This window comes from Micromonospora haikouensis, from assembly GCF_900091595.1.
GTDB classification, from domain to species: domain Bacteria; phylum Actinomycetota; class Actinomycetes; order Mycobacteriales; family Micromonosporaceae; genus Micromonospora; species Micromonospora haikouensis.
Genome location: NZ_FMCW01000005.1, coordinates 213,550 through 227,739 on the forward strand (window position 1 = coordinate 213,550; position 14,190 = coordinate 227,739).

Below are 14,190 nucleotides of genomic sequence, written 5' to 3' on the forward strand. Positions count from 1 at the left end.
GCAGCCCTCCTACCGGGACGACTTCGGGTCGAGCGCGTCGCGCAGCGCGTCCCCGAAGAGGTTGAAGGCGAAGACCAGCGCGAAGATCGTGACGCCGGGGAAGAAGACGTACGCGGGGTCGGTCTGGAGGTAGTCGAGGCTGCGGTAGATCATCCGGCCGAAGCTCGGCGTGGCGTCGGTGAGCCCGACCCCGATGAACGACAGCGCCGCCTCGCTGGTGATGTACGACGGCACGGCCAGCGAGAACGACACCAGGATCGGTGCCCAGAGGTTCGGCAGGAGCTGGCGGAACAGCATGTGCCCCAGCCCGGCCCCGCTGGCCCGGGCGGCCTCCACGAACTCCCGCTCGCGCAGCGCGATGACCTGCCCGCGCACCAGCCGGGCGGTGCTGGTCCAGCCGAACAGGGCGAAGATGGCGATCAGCACGCCGATCTGGAACGTGGGCGGCACCTCCTCGCGCTGGCCGTACAAGCGCAGCGCGATCGTCGGGGTCAGCGCCAGCGCGATGATCAGGAACGGCATGGCCAGGGTCAGGTCGGTGACCCAGTTGACCACCGCGTCGAGCCAGCCGCCGAGGTAGCCGGCGAGGGTGCCGAGCACGACGCCGATCGCGGCGGTGATCACGGCGGCGGCGATCGCGATGAACAGCGACGTGCGCAGCCCGTGCACCATCCGGATGAAGATGTCCCGCCCCAGGCCCGGCTCCAGCCCGAACCAGTGTTCCCCGGTGACGCCGCCGGCGTAGCCCAGCGGCATGCCGAAGCCGTCGAGCCGGCTCTGGAACTGCTCGCGGGGGCCGATGCCGTACAGCGCCTCGATCAGCGGCACGACCAGCGCGACGAGCAGGAAGAAGACCAGCATGGCGGCGCTGACCAGCGCCGTGCGGTCCCGGCGCAGCCGGGCCCAGGCGAGCTGGCCGGGCGAGCGGCCGACGACGCGGGAGCCCCCGGGGCCGTCGCCGGTGGACTCGATCTCCGCGAGGGCCACGCCCTCGACCGGGGACAGGCTCACGCCGTCACCTCCGCACCGCTCGTGCCGGCCGCGTCGCGCCCGTCCGGCTCCGGGAAGTCGCCGGCCCCGTCGTGCCCAGGCAAGTCGCCGGCCCCGTCCGGCTCCGGGAAGTGGCAGGCGACCGACTGCCCGCTGCCGTCGCGGGGCACCAGCGCCGGCTCCTCGGTGGCGCAGATGTCGCGGGCCTTCGGGCAGCGGGTGCGGAACCGGCAGCCCGACGGCGGGTCCAGCGGTGTCGGCACGTCGCCGGTGAGCCGGATCCGCCCGCCGGGGCTGAGCCGCGTCGCGTCCGGGATCGCCGACAGCAGGGCACGGGTGTACGGGTGCCGGGGCCGCTCGTAGATGTCCGCCCGGTCGCCGATCTCCACGATCCGCCCCAGGTACATGACGGCGACCCGCTGGCAGAAGTGCCGCACCACCGCGAGGTCGTGGGCGATGAACACGAACGCCAGGCCGAGGTCGCGTTGCAGGTCGCGCAGCAGGTTGACGACCTGCGCCTGGATCGACACGTCGAGGGCGGAGACGGGCTCGTCGGCGACGATCAGCTTCGGCCGCAGCGCGAGGGCCCGGGCGATGCCGACGCGCTGGCGCTGCCCGCCGGAGAACTCGTGCGGGTAGCGGTTGTAGTGCTCGGGGTTGAGCCCGACCAGCTCCAGCAGCTCCTGCACCCGGCGGCGCACCCCGCCGGGCGGGTCGATCCCGTTGACCCGCAGCGGCATGGCCACGATCCGGCCCACGGTGTGCCGGGGGTTCAGCGACGCGTACGGGTCCTGGAAGATGATCTGGAGGTCCTGGCGCAGCGGGCGCAGCTCCCGCCGCCCGGCGTGGGTGATGTCGCGGCCGGCGAACTCGATGCGCCCGGCGGTCGGCTCCAGCAGCCGCACCAGCAGCCGGCCGGTGGTGCTCTTGCCGCAGCCGGACTCCCCGACCAGGCCCAGCGTCTCGGCGGGGCGCACCGCGAAGTCGAGGCCGTCGACGGCCCGCACCAGGCCGGTGGCGCGGAACCCGGTGCGCACCGGGAAGTGCTTGGTCAGCCCGCTGACCCGCAGCAGTGGCTCGCTCATCGGGCCGCCCCCGTCCGCCCGACGCCCTCGGCGTGCAGCCGGGCGCGCTCGTCGGCCGGCAGGTGGCAGGCCGCCAGGTGGCCGGGCTCGCCGGCCGGGGCCAGCGCCGGGACCTCGGCGTGCGAGCGGCCGCCGGTGCGGTCGGCGTACCGGCAGCGGGGGTGGAAGGCGCAGCCGGGCGGCAGGTCGATCAGGCTGGGCGGGTTGCCGGGGATGGGCACCAGGTCCGCGTCGGCGTCGCCGTGCAGCGACGGCACGCTGGAGAGCAGACCCCAGGTGTACGGGTGCCGGGGCCGGCGCAGCACCTGCTCGGCGCTGCCGTGCTCGACGGCCCGGCCGGCGTACATGACCAGCACCTCGTCGGCGACCTGGCCGACCACGCCGAGGTCGTGGGTGATCAGGATGATCGCCGAGCGGAACTCGGCCTGGAGGTCGGCGAGCAGGTCGAGGATCTGCGCCTGCACGGTGACGTCGAGGGCGGTGGTCGGCTCGTCGGCGATCAGCAGGGCCGGGTCGTTGACCAGGGCCATGGCGATCATCGCCCGCTGCCGCATGCCGCCGGAGAACTCGTGCGGGTACTGGTCGTAGCGCCTCGCCGGCTGGGGGATGCCGACCCGGCCGAGCATGTCGACGGCCCGCCGCCGGGCCTCCCGCCGCCCGGCCCGCGGGTGGTGCACCCGGTACGCCTCGGCGATCTGCCGGCCCACCGTGTAGTAGGGGTGCAGCGCCGACAGCGGGTCCTGGAAGATCATCGCGACGTCCCGGCCGCGCAGCCGGCGGACGTCCTCCTCGGGCAGGCCGACGAGCTGCCGGCCGCCGACGGAGATCCCGCCGGTGACGGTGGTGCGCCTCGGGTCGTGCAGGCCGAGGATCGCCAGCGAGGTGACGCTCTTGCCGGAGCCGGACTCGCCGACGACGGCGAGGGTGCGGCCCCGCTCGACGGCGAAGGAGACCCCGTCGACCGCGCGGACGGTGCCGTCGGCGGTGTCGAAGCGCACCCGCAGGTCGTCGACCCGCAGGTACGGGTCGGACGCCGGTGCTGGCTCGCCCACGACCACCTCCCCCAGTGACGAAGAGAAACTACAACAGATCACTGAGGCTGAAAATAAGCTACAAGCGGTGGACTGTCAGCGGTGCCCAGCGTAACGACTCGGCAACTGTGCCGACACCCCGTGCCGCGCGGCCCGCCGAAGCGGCACCGATCGCACGTCGGGTGCGACCGCGGTGGGGACGGCCGGGAGAGGATCCGGGCCCGATCGATCGAGGTGGGGGTGGCCATGACCGCGGCGGTGTTCGACCACGACGGACCGTGGACCGAGGAGGAGCAGCTCGCCCTCGGCGGGACGTCGCAACGGGTCGAACTCTTCGACGGGAGCCTCCACCTGACCTCGGCCCCCACCCCACGGCACCAACGGATCTCCCGCAAGCTGGGCAACATCCTCGAACCGGCCGCCGAGGTGGTCGGGCTGGAGCTGCTGGAGGCGGTGAACGTCCGGCTCCGGTCCGGGCGGGTCCCCGTCCCCGACCTCGTCGTCACGGACCCGGTCGACCTCGACGATCCCTTCGTGACGGCGGACGACGTCCGGCTGGTCTGCGAGATCATCTCGCCGGGCAACGCGTCCACCGACAAGGTGCTGAAGATGCACTACTACGCCGCAGCCCGCATCGACTGGTATCTGCTGGTCGAGCAGGAGACCGGCGCGCTGCGCCTGCACCGGCGTCGGCACGCCCACTACGTGGAGCACTCGGCCGCCAAGCGGGGCGAGGTGCTGGAGTTGGTCGAGCCCGTCCGGGCGAAGATCCGACCCGAGGATCTCGTCCCCTGACGGATGTCGGCCCCGTCCCCTAGGGTCGGGCGCATGAGCGAGCGCCAGCGAGCGAACCATCCATCTGGCCCGGTGTCCCCGGGCGGCGCGCAGCGCAGCGGGGCGTCGTCATGACCGGATTCGATGCGGCGTCCGCCGCCGTGCAGGCCGCCCTGGACGCGGGCGCGCGGTACGCCGACGCCCGGGTGATGCACCGCCGTTACGAGTCGATGTCGGCCCGCAACGGCGACGTCGAGGAGCTGACCCAGGACGAGAGCCTCGGGCTGGGCGTCCGGGCGCTGGTCGGGTCGGGCTGGGGCTTCCACGCCGTACCGGAGCTGTCGGACGCCGCCGCCCGCGACGCCGGCCGGCGGGCCGCGCTGATCGCCGCCGCGAGCGCCCGGGTCCCCGGCCCGCCGGTCGACCTGGTGCCGGCCGAGCCGGTCGTCGCGAGCTGGTCCTCGGCGTGCGAGGTCGACCCGCTCGGGGTGGCCCTGTCCGACAAGGGCGACCTGCTGGTCGGCGCGACCGCGACCATGCGGGAGCACGGCGCCGACCTGGCCGAGGGCCTCTACCAGGTGTGGGACACCACGAAGTGGTTCGTCTCCAGCGAGGGGCACCGCATCGACCAGCGCATCCGCGAGTGCGGCGGGGGCATCTCGGCCACCTCGATCGGCGACGGCGAGACCCAGCGCCGGTCCTATCCGAGCTACCGCGGCCAGTACGGCACGACCGGCTGGGAGCTGGTCACCAGGCTCGACCTGGCCGCACACGCCGCCCGGGTCGCCGAGGAGAGCCGCGCGCTGCTCACCGCGCCCGAGTGCCCGGCGGGCGAGACCGACCTGATCCTCGGCGGCGAGCAGCTCGCGTTGCAGATCCACGAGTCCGTCGGGCACGCCATCGAGCTGGACCGCATCCTCGGCTGGGAGGCCGCGTTCGCCGGCACCTCCTGGCTGGACCTGGCGCAGCTCGGCTCGCTGCGCTACGGCTCCGAGCTGATGAACGTCACCATCGACCCGACCATCCCCGGCGCGCTGGGCAGCTTCGGCTTCGACGACGAGGGCTCCCCGGCGGTGCGGCGGGACGCGGTGCGCGAGGGCCGGTGGGTGGGGGTGCTCGCCGGCCGCGACTCGGCCGCCGTCGCCGGCCTGGACTACGGCGGCAGCGTACGCGCCGACGGCTGGGCCCGGCTGCCGATGGTGCGGATGACGAACGTCGGGCTGGAGCCCGGCCCGCACACCCTCGACGAGATCGTCGCCGCCACCGACGACGGGGTGCTGATGGACATCAACCGCTCCTGGTCGATCGACGACAAGCGGCTCAACTTCCAGTTCGGCTGCGAGATCGGCTGGGAGGTGAAGCGGGGCCGGCGGGGGCGGATGCTGCGCAACCCGACCTACACGGGCATCGGCCCGCTGTTCTGGCGCTCGATGGACATGCTCTCCGCCGAGACCGTCGCCTGGGGCACGCCCAACTGCGGCAAGGGCCAGCCCGGCCAGGTCGGCCACACGGGTCACCCGGCCGCACCGGCCCGGTTCCGCAACGTCCGAGTGGGGGTGCGCGCATGAGCGAGCGGAGCGAGCGAATCATCAGGCTCGGTGCGGTGAGGTCTCATGCGGCCGCCGAGCGCAGCGAGGTGGTCGCATGAGGCTGGACGCTTCGGGTGAGGTGCTGGGGCTCGCCGACCAGGTGGTCGACCTGGTCCGCCGGCTGGCCGGGCCGCGGGCCGAGGCGGAGGTGGTGGTCACCCGCGCCGACCTGGCGCTGACCCGGTTCGCCAACTCCTTCGTGCACCAGAACGTCGCCGAGTCGGGCGTCTCCGTGCGGCTGCGCGTGCACGCCGAGGGGCGCACGGCGGCCGGCGGCGGCAGCGTGGTCACCCCGGACGGGCTGGCCGCCCTGGTCGAGCGGGCCCTCGCGGCGGCCCGCCTCTGCCCGCCGGATCCGGCCTGGCCGGGGCTGACCCCGCGCTCGCCGGTGCCCGCCGCCCCGGCCTGGGACGAGGCCACGGCCTTCGCCGAGCCGGGCGAACGGGCCGAGCGGGTGCGCGCGTTCGTCGACGCCGTGGGTGGGCTGGAGGCCGCCGGCTACTGCCGCACCGGCTACCGGGCGGCGGCGTTCGCCAACTCCACCGGGCACTCGGCGCAGGGCGTCGCCGCCGAGGCCGCGATGGACGGCATCGCCCGCACCGGCGGCGCGGACGGGGTGGCCCGGCTGCACGTCGACCGGCTGGCCGACCTCGACGGGGCGGCGCTGGGGGCCCGGGCCGCCGCGAAGGCACGGGCGGCCGTGGACCCGGTCGAGCTGCCTCCGGGCCGCTACGAGGTGGTGCTGGAGCCGGCCGCCGTCGCCGACCTGCTGCACAACTTCGCCCTGTGGGGCTTCAACGGCAAGCGGCACGCCGAGCGGCAGTCCTTCGCCGAGCCGGGCGTGGCCCAGTTCGACCCGGCGGTCACGCTGGTCGACGACCCGCTCGCCGGGTCGGGGCTGCCGTTCGACGTGGAGGGCACGGGCCGGCGGGCCCTGACGCTTGTCGACGCCGGCACCACCGTCGCGGTGGCGCACGACCGGCGCAGCGGCGCGGCGGCCGGGGTGGGCTCCACCGGGCACGCGTCGCTGGACGCGGCCACCTTCGGCCCGATGCCGGTCAACCTGCGGCTGTCGGGCCCCGCCCCGGCGGGCGACGCCGGTGCTCCGGCGCACGCGCCGGCGGGCGGCTACAGGCCTCAGCACGCCGCCGGGGCAGGGCACGGCGACGGGGCAGGGCACGGCGACGGGGCTCGGCACGGGTCGCCGGCACCGGCGGGGCCGCTGGTCGACGACTCCACGGCCGACCTGGTCGCCGGGATGGCACGCGGCCTGCTGGTCAGCGACCTGTGGTACACCCGGGTGCTGGACACGAAGAGCCTGGTGATCACGGGGTTGACCCGCAACGGGGTCTGGCTCGTGGAGGGCGGGGTGCCGGTGCGGGCGGTGCAGAATTTCCGGTTCACCGAGTCCTACCCCCGGGCGCTGGGGCCGGGGGCCGTGCTCGGGATCGGCCGCCGGGCGGTCCGGCAGCCGGACCGCGTCGACGGCGTCTGGTGGGACGCGCCGGCGCTGCGGCTGGCGGCCTGGAACTTCACCGGGGGCGCATCCGGCTGACCCGGGCGGATGATCCTCGCCGGTTCTGGCGGCGGCCGGGGAGTGAGGTTCTTAACATCCGACATCGATCGTGTTGCGGAGACTTTTCCGCAGGCCGGACACACGGGACACTCCCTTGCGCGGACGGCCCACGGAGATCGGCGTAACGTGTGTCAACTAGCTGCGCCGGTACGGCCGGTGTGGTCGTTGGTGTGCGCGGTGAGGTGGCAGCGGGTACGGGGTCGCCGGTCCGCGTGCCGACCGGAACAACTGCCGCCCGTGAGGGCCCCGTCAGGGAGACGACCGAATGACTTCAACGGCAACGAGGCCGCGGGGAGCGCGAGCGCGCGCCGCCATAGCGGCGAAGACGTTGCGGACGGACCGGTGGTGGTTCGCTCCGCTGATCACCGTCATCGGGCTCAGCGCCTGGGTGGCGTACGCGACGGTCCGGGTCTTCATGCACGACTTCTACTGGGTCGACGAATACCACTACCTGACCCCGTTCTACTCCCCCTGCGTCACCGAGCGGTGCGTCGAGGGGGCCGCCCACTTCGGCCGCTTCCTGCCCGGTTGGTGGATCATCCCGGACGCGGCGCTGACGCTGCCGTTCCTGCTGCTGTTCCGGCTCACCTGCTACTACTACCGCAAGGCGTACTACCGGTCGTTCTGGCTGTCGCCGCCGGCCTGCGCCGTGCCGGACAAGCACGACAGCTACTCGGGCGAGACCCGGTTCCCGCTGCTGGGCCAGAACCTGCACCGTTACTTCTTCTACGCCGCCGCGATCATCTCGCTGATCAACACCTGGGACGCGGTGCTGGCCTTCCACTCGCCGGAGGGCTTCGGCTTCGGGCTGGGCAACATCGTCCTGCTGGTCAACGTGGTCATGCTGTGGGCGTACACGATCTCCTGCCACTCCTGCCGGCACATCATCGGCGGGCGGCTCAAGCACTTCTCCAAGCACCCGGTGCGATACAAGGCCTGGACCGGCGTGTCCTGGCTGAACGTCCGGCACATGCAGCTCGCCTGGATCACCCTCGGCACCCTGGCGCTGACCGACTTCTACGTCATGGCGGTCGCGGCCGGCTGGTTCAACGACCTGCGGTTCATCAACTAGAGGGCCTGACATGACGACCACGAATCGCATCGAACGACACCACTACGACGTCGTCGTGATCGGGGCCGGCGGCGCCGGCCTGCGCGCGGCGATCGAGGCCCGGCTCGCGGGCAAGAAGACGGCGATCATCTCGAAGTCGCTGTTCGGCAAGGCGCACACCGTGATGGCCGAGGGCGGCGCGGCCGCCGCCATGGGCAACGTGAACAGCCGGGACAACTGGCAGGTGCACTTCCGCGACACCATGCGCGGCGGCAAGTTCCTCAACAACTTCCGGATGGCCGAGCTGCACGCGAAGGAGTCGCCGCAGCGCATCTGGGAGCTGGAGACGTACGGTGCGCTGTTCGACCGCACCAAGGACGGGAAGATCTCGCAGCGCAACTTCGGTGGCCACGAGTACCCCCGGCTGGCGCACGTCGGCGACCGGACGGGCCTGGAGCTGATCCGCACCCTCCAGCAGAAGATCGTCTCCCTCCAGCAGGAGGACAAGGCCGAGTTCGGCTCGTACGACGCCCGGATCAAGGTGTTCGCCGAGACGACGATCACCGAGCTGCTGCTCGACGGCGAGAAGGTCGCCGGGGCGTTCGGCTACTACCGGGAGTCCGGCGAGTTCATCCTGTTCGAGGCCCCGGCCGTGGTGCTGGCCACCGGTGGCGTCGGCCGGTCGTACAAGGTCACGTCGAACTCCTGGGAGTACACGGGCGACGGGCACGCGCTGGCCCTGCGCGCCGGGGCGACGCTGATCAACATGGAGTTCCTCCAGTTCCACCCGACCGGCATGGTGTGGCCGCCCTCGGTGAAGGGCATCCTGGTCACCGAGTCGGTGCGCGGCGACGGCGGCATCCTGAAGAACTCCGACGGCAAGCGGTTCATGTTCGACTACGTCCCGGACGTGTTCCGCAAGCAGTACGCGGACAACGAGGCCGAGGCGGACCGCTGGTACAAGGACCCGGACAACAACCGGCGTCCGCCGGAGCTGCTGCCCCGCGACGAGGTGGCCCGCGCGATCAACAGCGAGGTCAAGGCCGGTCGGGGCACGCCGGCCGGCGGCGTCTACCTCGACATCGCGTCCCGGCTGCCGGCCGAGGAGATCCGCCGTCGCCTGCCGTCGATGTACCACCAGTTCAAGGAACTGGCCGACGTCGACATCACCAAGGAGCCGATGGAGGTCGGGCCGACCTGTCACTACGTGATGGGCGGCGTCGAGGTGGACCCGGACTCGGGCGCGGCGTATGGCACGGTGCGCGGTCTGTTCGCCGCCGGTGAGGTGTCGGGCGGCATGCACGGCTCCAACCGGCTCGGCGGCAACTCGCTGTCGGACCTGCTGGTCTTCGGCAAGCGGGCGGGCGGCCACGCGGCGTCGTACGCCGATCAGTTGACCTCGCGCCCGAAGGTGTCGATCGGCGCGGTCGAGGCCGCCGTGGAGACGGCGCTCGCGCCGTTGCAGCGCGACACCGGGGAGAACCCGTACCACCTCCAGCAGGACCTGCAAGCGGTCATGGGAGATTTAGTAGGAATCATCCGCCGTCACGGCGAGCTTGAGGACGCGCTCAGCAGGCTGGCCGAGCTGCGCGAGCGGGTGGCGAAGGTCAGCGCGGCCGGTGGGCGGCGCTACAACCCGGGCTGGCACCTCGCGCTGGACCTGCGCAACATGCTGGTGGTGTCGGAGTGCACCGCGAAGGCGGCGCTGGAGCGGCAGGAGTCGCGCGGCGGCCACACCCGGGAGGACTTCCCGGCGATGGACCCGAAGTGGCGCCGGGTCAACCTGGTCTGCGCCCTAGACGGCGACACGGTGCGGCTGACCCACAAGCCGCTGCCGAAGATGCGCGCCGAGCTGGTCGGCCTGTTCGACCGGGCCGAACTGGCCAAGTACCTGACCGACGAGGAGCTCGCGGACTTCGACGCCCTCGCTGAGGAGGCGGGCAAGTAATGGGAACCAAGCGTCACTTCAGGATCTGGCGGGGCGACGAGAGCGGCGGCGACCTGCAGGACTACCAGGTCGAGGTCAACGAGGGCGAGGTGGTCCTCGACGTCATCCACCGGCTCCAGGCCACCGACGCGCCGGACCTGGCCTGCCGGTGGAACTGCAAGGCCGGCAAGTGCGGCTCCTGCTCGATGGAGATCAACGGGATGCCCAAGCTGGGCTGCATGACCCGGATGTCGACGTTCGAGGAGGCCGAGACCGTCACGGTCACGCCGCTGCGCACGTTCCCGATCATCCGGGACCTGGTCACCGACGTCTCGTTCAACTACGAGAAGGCGCGGGAGACCCCGGCGTTCGCGCCGCCGGCCGGGGTGGCCCCGGGCGAGTACCGGATGCAGCAGGTCGACGTCGAGCGCTCGCAGGAGTTCCGCAAGTGCATCGAGTGCTTCCTGTGCCAGAACGTCTGCCACGTGGTCCGCGACCACGAGGAGAACAAGCAGGCGTTCTCGGGTCCCCGGTTCTTCATCCGGGCCGCCGAGCTGGACATGCACCCGCTCGACGCGAAGACCGACCGCAAGGAGTACGCGCAGGCGGAGCAGGGCCTCGGCTTCTGCAACATCACCAAGTGCTGCACCGAGGTCTGCCCCGAGCACATCAAGATCACTGACAACGCGATCATCCCCATGAAGGAACGCGTGGTCGACCGCAGGTACGATCCCCTGGTATGGCTCGGTAGCAAGATCTTCCGGAGGGGTCAGGTGCCTCAGACCAGCGTGACCAGCGGCTCGCACAGCGGCGCCGTGCACTCCCACGCCGCCGCCGGCGGGGTCCACTCGCACGCGGGTGGCTCCCACGACCCGGCCGCCGAGGCGCAGGCCCAGGCCGGCGTCAACTGGCACCGCGAGGTGCCGAAGCCGACGGCCCCGGCCGTGGACGACAACGGCAAGCTGCCGCTGACGGAGCTCACCTTCGACCGGGCCGCCGCGCCGTCGCCGTTCGGCGACGACGTGCAGTTCCCGCTGCCCCCGGAGCACCTCAACTTCGCCCACCCGGAGCAGGACAAGCACTGACGACGACAGCGACGGCGGGGGTTGGCGGCACAGGCCGCCGGCCCCCGTCGGCGTTTCCGCGGGCTGCTGCGCCTGCGGTCCAGTCGGCGGCTCGGGCGGCGGCTCAGTCGGCGGCTCGGGCGGCGGCGAGCAGGGGGCGCAGGGCGGCGACGATGGGGGCGTCGGCGGGCAGCCAGGTCACGGTGTCCAGCTCGGCCGCGGAGAGCCAGCGCAGCGCCGAGTGCTCCAGGGCCTTCGGCCGGTCGCCGTGCAGCAGGCGGGCCGCGTACACCTTCAGCACCGAACGGCCGTGGGCCATCCGCACGTTGCGGCCGACCCGGTCGCCGACCTCCACGCGTACGGCCAGTTCCTCGGCGCACTCGCGGACCAGCGCGGCGGTCTCGCTCTCGCCCGGCTCGACCTTGCCGCCGGGGAACTCCCACATGCCGGCCACCTCGGGCGGGGCCGACCGGGCGCAGGCGAGCACCCGCCCGTCCGCGATGATCGCCGCGCCGACGACCACCTTCGGATCCCGTCGCTCGGTCTGTCCGCTTTCGTTAGCCCGTTCGGTCCGCACGGGCTCCCAGCGTGCCAGATCAATCGGCGGTTTGGGTACCGTGGCCGTCCGCTAGGCCAGTAGAAGTGGGAAGTGTGGGCGTGGACACACCCTCGGTCGGACGACAGACTGGGGTTACCGACTTAGACACGGGACGGCGACGATTTGGCCACAAGCCGGCAACGACGCCTGGGAGGTGCGGTGATGCGGGTGCTGTTCAGGAGCCGGGCGAAGCACGACTACCTGAGCGACGCACTCACCCTGCTGACCGGGTGGACCCGCGAGGGCGAGCAGATCCGGCGCACGCTGGTGATCGACGACACCCAGCACGCCGCGCTGACCGAACGGGTCAAGGTGGTCGCCGACGCCCTGCACCTGCGCCCCGAGATCAGCCGCCGCGACGACCGGACGCAGATCCGGGTCGGGCACGGCGACGGCGCGCCGCTGAGCGAGGGCGAGGTCCTGCTGGCCGCCCGCATCGAGGACGCGTACCGCACCGTCACCGGCTCCTGAGCGGTCGCCTTTTTGGCGGGCCCACCTACCGTGGGGTCATGGCGAATGCGACATACGACCGCAAGGAGCAGTTCCAGCAGATCCAGAGCGGCCTGCTCACGGGTGAGCAGATCATCGCCGTCTACGACGCCGTCGGCACCGGCACCGGGTTCATCGGCCTCACCGACCGGCGGGTGATCATCCAGGACCGCTCCTTCGTCGGCAAGCGGTACGCGATCACCAGCATCCCCTACTCGAAGATCACCAGCGTGAGCGTGGTGAGCAACAAGTCCTGGGGCGGGGAGTTCTTCTCCACCGGCTCGATCGCCATCCACGTCGGCACGCACACGTACGAGGTCGAGTTCCGGGGCGCGCAGAAGAGCCACCACGTGCACAACGTGATCCTGCACTACATCTCCTGACCGGGCCCGAGGCGCGGAGCGGGGCGCGGCGATCTTGGTACGAAACGGCCCCCGAGGGGCCGGAACTCACCAGGATCTGCCCGACCCCTGCCCCGGGCTCGACCCGGTGGCCTACCGTGAGGACATGACGACGCTGGTGATTGTCCTCGGGTCGACCCTGGCGCTGATCGTGGGCGCGTTCCTGGTGGTCGCCTGGCGCGACCGGCGGCGGCAGTCGTCGCCGGAGGACTCGGCGGCGGCCCGCGAGGCGGCCGGCACCCAGCAGCGCTACGCCGCCGAGCGGCACGGCCGCCAGGGCGACGTGTGGCGCAACGGCCAGTCGCAGGGCTCCCCCTGACCCCCGCACCCCGCCTGCCCCTCCGCCCCCGCACCGTCCCCCGCCCGCCTCCGGCGCCCGCGGGCCGCCAGGCGCGGATCTTGGAAGGAAAGGGCCCCTGGAGGGGCCGAAATCTTCCATGATCTGCGGGGGTGGCGACATCAGCGGGTGGGGCGGCGGGCGCAGGGGCCGTCGTGGTCGGCGCGGAGCAGGCAGCGCCGGCCGCCGGGCAGCCGCAGGTCGCAGAAGACCCGATGCCGTACGCCCTGCTCGTCCTCCGCCGACACCGTGGTCTCCCCCGGGTCGGCGCAGGAAAGCACGCCCGCCCAGCGGGCCACCACCCGGGCGAGACGCACCGCTCCGGCCAGGTCGACGGCGAGCACAGGCAGGTGGATCACGTACCGCCCCCGGGCCGCCATCAGCGTCGGCCCGCGTTGGGTCGGCGGGCGCGCTCGGCCCGCAGGCGGCGCACCTCGCCGCCGAGCCGCGCCGCCTCCAGCCGGGCCGCCCGCAGCGCCTCGTGCTGGGCGGTCAGCTCGGTGGCCAGCCGGTCCAGGAAGGCCCGCACCTCCCCCGGGTCCAGGCCGCGTCGCCCGAACCGGGCCGCCCGGAACCGCTGCGTGCGCACCGGCCAGGGCTGCATCGACACGTACGCCGAGAGGCGCGGGCCGGGCGCGGCCCCGAACCTCCGCGACGCCCACCCGGCACCACCGCCCCACCTGAAGAACCCACCCACCATCGCCCCACTCCTTCGCCTGACCACTCCGGGGTTTCCGTCCCAACTGGGAGAGCAACTGAAACCATAGCCATGCGGCCTTATGGCCACAAGGGCTTGTTGGCATATAGCCAAGAGGAGTCCCGCCCACGAGGCCACCACGCTGATGACATGACCATCGATCCGCGCTCCCACACGCCCGTCTACGTGCAGCTCGCCGACCTGCTGCGCGAGCGGATCGAGGCTGGCGATCTCCCAGCGGGCGCAGCCGTCGGCAGCGAGACGCAGCTGATGCAGGAGCACGGCATCGGGCGGGACGCCGTCCGGATGGCGATCTCGATCCTGCGCTCGGAGGGGTTGGTCACCACCAACCGCGGCCGGGGCACCATCGTTAGGGAGCCTCTGCAGAAGCGGGTGGTGGAGTTGCCGGAGGGCACCACCATCCGGGCGCGCATGCCGACCGCGAACGAGCGCCGGGCCATGCATCTCGACGAGGGTGTGCCGGTCTTCGAGCTGCACGGCCTTGAGGGCGGCGTACAGGTCCTGCCCAGCGACGAAGTGGAGCTGTTCTACCCGCCGGCCTGAGGGTCCCGAAGGCGCTT

At 72.5% G+C, this 14,190-nt stretch carries 16 protein-coding genes; 10 read left to right on the forward strand and 6 right to left on the reverse strand.

Going from position 1 to position 14,190, the window contains the following annotated elements; all coding sequences use genetic code 11:
• Positions 1-9: 9 nt before the first annotated feature.
• The 3 genes from GA0070558_RS07260 to GA0070558_RS07270 are packed head-to-tail and all read right to left on the reverse strand — an operon-like array spanning position 10 to position 3,127.
• Complete coding sequence (locus GA0070558_RS07260; RefSeq protein WP_091277082.1) at positions 10-1,011, reverse strand: ABC transporter permease; 1,002 nt, start codon at positions 1,009-1,011, stop codon at positions 10-12.
• Positions 1,008-2,075: an ABC transporter ATP-binding protein gene (locus GA0070558_RS07265; RefSeq protein WP_091277085.1), complete on the reverse strand. Its 1,068-nt coding sequence runs from the start codon at positions 2,073-2,075 to the stop codon at positions 1,008-1,010. Before GA0070558_RS07265 ends, GA0070558_RS07260 begins: the two co-directional genes overlap by 4 nt.
• On the reverse strand, positions 2,072-3,127 hold the full coding sequence (locus GA0070558_RS07270) for an ABC transporter ATP-binding protein (protein ID WP_091277204.1): 1,056 nt from the start codon (positions 3,125-3,127) through the stop codon (positions 2,072-2,074). The genes GA0070558_RS07265 and GA0070558_RS07270 overlap by 4 nt, the downstream gene beginning before the upstream one ends.
• Before the next feature lie 225 nt (positions 3,128-3,352).
• Between GA0070558_RS07270 and GA0070558_RS07275 the strand changes: the two genes are divergently transcribed.
• The 6 genes from GA0070558_RS07275 to GA0070558_RS07300 all read left to right on the forward strand — a co-directional run bounded on the left by GA0070558_RS07275 (position 3,353) and on the right by GA0070558_RS07300 (position 11,108).
• Entirely contained in the window at positions 3,353-3,901 is a 549-nt protein-coding gene (locus GA0070558_RS07275) for a Uma2 family endonuclease (protein WP_091277206.1), read from the forward strand.
• 110 nt (positions 3,902-4,011) lie between these two features.
• Positions 4,012-5,448 carry a TldD/PmbA family protein gene (locus GA0070558_RS07280; protein ID WP_074472625.1) on the forward strand — a complete coding sequence of 479 codons (1,437 nt, stop codon included), beginning with the start codon at positions 4,012-4,014 and terminating at the stop codon, positions 5,446-5,448.
• A gap of 76 nt (positions 5,449-5,524) precedes the next feature.
• Positions 5,525-7,024: a metallopeptidase TldD-related protein gene (locus GA0070558_RS07285; protein WP_091277088.1), complete on the forward strand. Its 1,500-nt coding sequence runs from the start codon at positions 5,525-5,527 to the stop codon at positions 7,022-7,024.
• 286 nt (positions 7,025-7,310) lie between these two features.
• Positions 7,311-8,117 carry a succinate dehydrogenase subunit SdhC gene (sdhC, locus tag GA0070558_RS07290; protein WP_091277089.1) on the forward strand — a complete coding sequence of 269 codons (807 nt, stop codon included), beginning with the start codon at positions 7,311-7,313 and terminating at the stop codon, positions 8,115-8,117.
• A 10-nt stretch (positions 8,118-8,127) separates the two neighbouring features.
• Positions 8,128-10,044, forward strand: coding sequence for a fumarate reductase/succinate dehydrogenase flavoprotein subunit (locus GA0070558_RS07295; protein ID WP_091277092.1), 1,917 nt, complete (start codon positions 8,128-8,130; stop codon positions 10,042-10,044).
• Positions 10,044-11,108, forward strand: a complete 1,065-nt coding sequence (locus GA0070558_RS07300) for a succinate dehydrogenase/fumarate reductase iron-sulfur subunit (RefSeq protein ID WP_091277095.1) — start codon at positions 10,044-10,046, stop codon at positions 11,106-11,108. The genes GA0070558_RS07295 and GA0070558_RS07300 overlap by 1 nt, the downstream gene beginning before the upstream one ends.
• Positions 11,109-11,211: 103 nt before the next feature.
• Here GA0070558_RS07300 and GA0070558_RS07305 read toward each other — a convergent pair whose 3' ends face one another.
• Positions 11,212-11,664 carry a (deoxy)nucleoside triphosphate pyrophosphohydrolase gene (locus tag GA0070558_RS07305; RefSeq protein ID WP_091277097.1) on the reverse strand — a complete coding sequence of 151 codons (453 nt, stop codon included), beginning with the start codon at positions 11,662-11,664 and terminating at the stop codon, positions 11,212-11,214.
• A gap of 183 nt (positions 11,665-11,847) precedes the next feature.
• Between GA0070558_RS07305 and GA0070558_RS07310 the strand changes: the two genes are divergently transcribed.
• The 3 genes from GA0070558_RS07310 (at position 11,848) to GA0070558_RS07320 (ending at position 12,894) form a co-directional block, all read left to right on the forward strand.
• A complete protein-coding gene (locus GA0070558_RS07310) occupies positions 11,848-12,156 on the forward strand; it encodes a 4a-hydroxytetrahydrobiopterin dehydratase (protein WP_043965764.1) in 309 nt (102 codons plus the stop codon).
• 38 nt (positions 12,157-12,194) lie between these two features.
• The gene (locus GA0070558_RS07315) at positions 12,195-12,557 is read left to right on the forward strand and encodes a PH domain-containing protein (protein WP_043965760.1); all 363 of its coding nucleotides are present in this window, start codon (positions 12,195-12,197) and stop codon (positions 12,555-12,557) included.
• Between the two features lie 124 nt (positions 12,558-12,681).
• A complete protein-coding gene (locus GA0070558_RS07320; RefSeq protein WP_141722172.1) occupies positions 12,682-12,894 on the forward strand; it encodes a hypothetical protein in 213 nt (70 codons plus the stop codon).
• Between the two features lie 140 nt (positions 12,895-13,034).
• Here GA0070558_RS07320 and GA0070558_RS07325 read toward each other — a convergent pair whose 3' ends face one another.
• Together GA0070558_RS07325 and GA0070558_RS07330 are read right to left on the reverse strand one after the other, a co-directional pair.
• The gene (locus tag GA0070558_RS07325) at positions 13,035-13,292 is read right to left on the reverse strand and encodes a hypothetical protein (protein WP_091277103.1); all 258 of its coding nucleotides are present in this window, start codon (positions 13,290-13,292) and stop codon (positions 13,035-13,037) included.
• The gene (locus GA0070558_RS07330) at positions 13,292-13,612 is read right to left on the reverse strand and encodes a DivIVA domain-containing protein (RefSeq protein WP_091277107.1); all 321 of its coding nucleotides are present in this window, start codon (positions 13,610-13,612) and stop codon (positions 13,292-13,294) included. Before GA0070558_RS07330 ends, GA0070558_RS07325 begins: the two co-directional genes overlap by 1 nt.
• Before the next feature lie 147 nt (positions 13,613-13,759).
• Between GA0070558_RS07330 and GA0070558_RS07335 the strand changes: the two genes are divergently transcribed.
• The gene (locus tag GA0070558_RS07335; RefSeq protein ID WP_091277110.1) at positions 13,760-14,173 is read left to right on the forward strand and encodes a GntR family transcriptional regulator; all 414 of its coding nucleotides are present in this window, start codon (positions 13,760-13,762) and stop codon (positions 14,171-14,173) included.
• Positions 14,174-14,190: the final 17 nt, after the last annotated feature.

Excerpts from the sequence above, each read along its gene's own strand:
- GA0070558_RS07265 (WP_091277085.1), bottom strand. The coding sequence starts at position 2,075 with ATGAGCGAGCCACTGCTGCGGGTCAGCGGGCTGACCAAGCACTTCCCG.
- GA0070558_RS07275 (WP_091277206.1), top strand. The coding sequence starts at position 3,353 with ATGACCGCGGCGGTGTTCGACCACGACGGACCGTGGACCGAGGAGGAG.
- GA0070558_RS07280 (WP_074472625.1), top strand. The coding sequence starts at position 4,012 with ATGACCGGATTCGATGCGGCGTCCGCCGCCGTGCAGGCCGCCCTGGAC.
- GA0070558_RS07285 (WP_091277088.1), top strand. The coding sequence starts at position 5,525 with ATGAGGCTGGACGCTTCGGGTGAGGTGCTGGGGCTCGCCGACCAGGTG.
- sdhC (WP_091277089.1), top strand. The coding sequence starts at position 7,311 with ATGACTTCAACGGCAACGAGGCCGCGGGGAGCGCGAGCGCGCGCCGCC.
- GA0070558_RS07295 (WP_091277092.1), top strand. The coding sequence starts at position 8,128 with ATGACGACCACGAATCGCATCGAACGACACCACTACGACGTCGTCGTG.
- GA0070558_RS07300 (WP_091277095.1), top strand. The coding sequence starts at position 10,044 with ATGGGAACCAAGCGTCACTTCAGGATCTGGCGGGGCGACGAGAGCGGC.
- GA0070558_RS07310 (WP_043965764.1), top strand. The coding sequence starts at position 11,848 with ATGCGGGTGCTGTTCAGGAGCCGGGCGAAGCACGACTACCTGAGCGAC.
- GA0070558_RS07315 (WP_043965760.1), top strand. The coding sequence starts at position 12,195 with ATGGCGAATGCGACATACGACCGCAAGGAGCAGTTCCAGCAGATCCAG.
- GA0070558_RS07320 (WP_141722172.1), top strand. The coding sequence starts at position 12,682 with ATGACGACGCTGGTGATTGTCCTCGGGTCGACCCTGGCGCTGATCGTG.
- GA0070558_RS07325 (WP_091277103.1), bottom strand. The coding sequence starts at position 13,292 with ATGGCGGCCCGGGGGCGGTACGTGATCCACCTGCCTGTGCTCGCCGTC.
- GA0070558_RS07330 (WP_091277107.1), bottom strand. The coding sequence starts at position 13,612 with ATGGTGGGTGGGTTCTTCAGGTGGGGCGGTGGTGCCGGGTGGGCGTCG.
- GA0070558_RS07335 (WP_091277110.1), top strand. The coding sequence starts at position 13,760 with ATGACCATCGATCCGCGCTCCCACACGCCCGTCTACGTGCAGCTCGCC.